Source organism: Chroococcus sp. FPU101, assembly GCF_017312365.1.
Lineage (GTDB): Bacteria > Cyanobacteriota > Cyanobacteriia > Cyanobacteriales > Microcystaceae > Chroococcus.
This window is the reverse complement of sequence record NZ_BLJI01000094.1, coordinates 1-1,826: the sequence shown is the minus strand read 5'-3', so window position 1 is coordinate 1,826 and position 1,826 is coordinate 1. Positions and strand designations below refer to the sequence as shown.

2 protein-coding genes are annotated in these 1,826 nt (G+C 36.6%); both read right to left on the bottom strand.

Annotation, left to right across the window (positions count from 1 at the left end; translation table 11 throughout):
• Nucleotides 1–21: 21 nt before the first annotated feature.
• On the bottom strand, nt 22–1,305 hold the full coding sequence (gene tnpB / locus CFPU101_RS25170) for an IS200/IS605 family element RNA-guided endonuclease TnpB (RefSeq protein ID WP_242578273.1): 1,284 nt from the start codon (nt 1,303–1,305) through the stop codon (nt 22–24).
• A 7-nt stretch (nt 1,306–1,312) separates the two neighbouring features.
• The gene (gene tnpA, locus CFPU101_RS25165; RefSeq protein WP_206818620.1) at nt 1,313–1,723 is read right to left on the bottom strand and encodes an IS200/IS605 family transposase; all 411 of its coding nucleotides are present in this window, start codon (nt 1,721–1,723) and stop codon (nt 1,313–1,315) included.
• Nucleotides 1,724–1,826 lie beyond the last annotated feature (103 nt).

Sequence of the window (1,826 nt, the reverse complement as noted above, 5' to 3'; positions counted from 1 at the left end):
TTGAACCTCTCATGACTTTAGTCACGAGATTCCTGCTTCGCTGAGTTTAACTTGGATAACTCCAAGATTTACAAACTCTCCACAGGCGTTTTTTACAACCTCCGTCGCACCAACGGCGGTTAATAGCCTTATCCCTTCTTTCAAAATATTGGTAGCTGCGTTTTTGTCTCTCAAATGAGTAGTATTACAAGAATTACAGACCCATTCTCTAACACTTAAATCCTTAACTTTAGGATTAATAGAGCCACAACAAGAACAAGTTTGACTCGAAGGAAAAAAAGACGATATTTTCTGAATAATACGGTCATGCCAGTTAGCTTTATATTCTAACATCGATACAAATTTAGACCACGAAGCATCTTGAATGCTCTGTGCCAGCTTGTGATTTTTGACCATGTTAGCTACTCTTAAATCTTCAATACAGATAATTCCGTATTCCTTAATTAAACGAGTAGATAACTTATGTAGAAAATCGTCTCTAACATTAGTAACTTGAGCATACAACCGAGCTAACTTGATTTTCGCTAAAAGACGGTTGTTACTTCCCTTTTCTTTTCGAGAAAGATTTTTATGAGCTTTTTTAAGTTTCCTTAGATGTTTTTTGTAATATTTTGGATTTTGTATTTCTTCTCCTTTGTCTGTAATAGCGTATGATTTTAAACCTAAATCTAAACCTAGCTCTTTAGATGAGTCGGGAAGCTTTTCGATTTCAGTCTCACACAGAATACTAGCCAGATAATGACCGTCTTTGGAACGAGATACGGTAACATTGACTAACTTACCTGTAATCTCCTGAGATTTGTTAAACTTAACCCAACCGAGTTTAGGGAGCTTCAAATAATGCTCGTCGTACTCAATATTATTGTTAGTGAAGTTAGTTTTGTAGGATTGCTTAAAACAGTGTTTTTTCTTGAATTTAGGGAAACCGACTTTATTACTTGATTTCTTGGTGCGCTTACTTGCGCCGTGCGACGGCGCGTCCGCGCTCCGCTTTTTCAATCCTTCAAAAAAGTTTTTGTACGAAGTCTCTAAATTTTTCAAAGAGTTTTGTAAGGCAAACTTGTCAACTTCTGCTAACCAAGTCAATTCTTTCTTGAGTAAGGTTAGCTGTTGACTACATCCGTTATAGTTTAAGGTCATCCGTTCACTGCCTTTAAAAGGCAGTGCCTGCGGATGACTGCCCTCCGCAGTTTTCTTTTCCGTCTCATACAATTCTTTTCTTAAAGCTAAAAAGCGATTGTAAATAAACCTAGCACACCCAATTGTTTTGTTGATTTGGGTTTGTTGTTTTTTGTTTGGTTGCAATCTAACTTTAAACGCCTTCTGAACTATCATTTTGAGACTCAATATATTTCTTTATTTGAGATTCCGTATTTTCAGAAACCGTTGCTACAAAATATGACGGATTCCAGAGGTGTCCACCCCATAATTTAGTTTTGATTTTGGGAAACTTCAGAAACAACTTTCTTGCTGATATTCCTTTCAAATACTTAACAAGGCTAGGAATGGTATGTTGTGGAGTAGCAGATACTAAAACATGGACATGGTCAGTTACAACCTCAAGGCTTTCTACTCTAAAATCATATTTAATGGCAATCTCCGTTAGTAGTTCTTTGAGGTAATCTGCTATTTCACCCTCTAAGACATTTTTCTTGTATTTGACACACCACACAATATGATATTCAATGGCATAAACATAACCTCTACCGTGCTTTACTTCCATCTAAGATTATACTATATACATGACCATCTGCATAGTAGCATAAATTATTGAGAGCGTCTAACTACATGACTGAAGTCACGAGTGTGCGACGCTCACCAATCAA

Excerpts from the sequence above, each read along its gene's own strand:
- tnpA (WP_206818620.1), bottom strand. The coding sequence starts at position 1,723 with ATGGAAGTAAAGCACGGTAGAGGTTATGTTTATGCCATTGAATATCAT.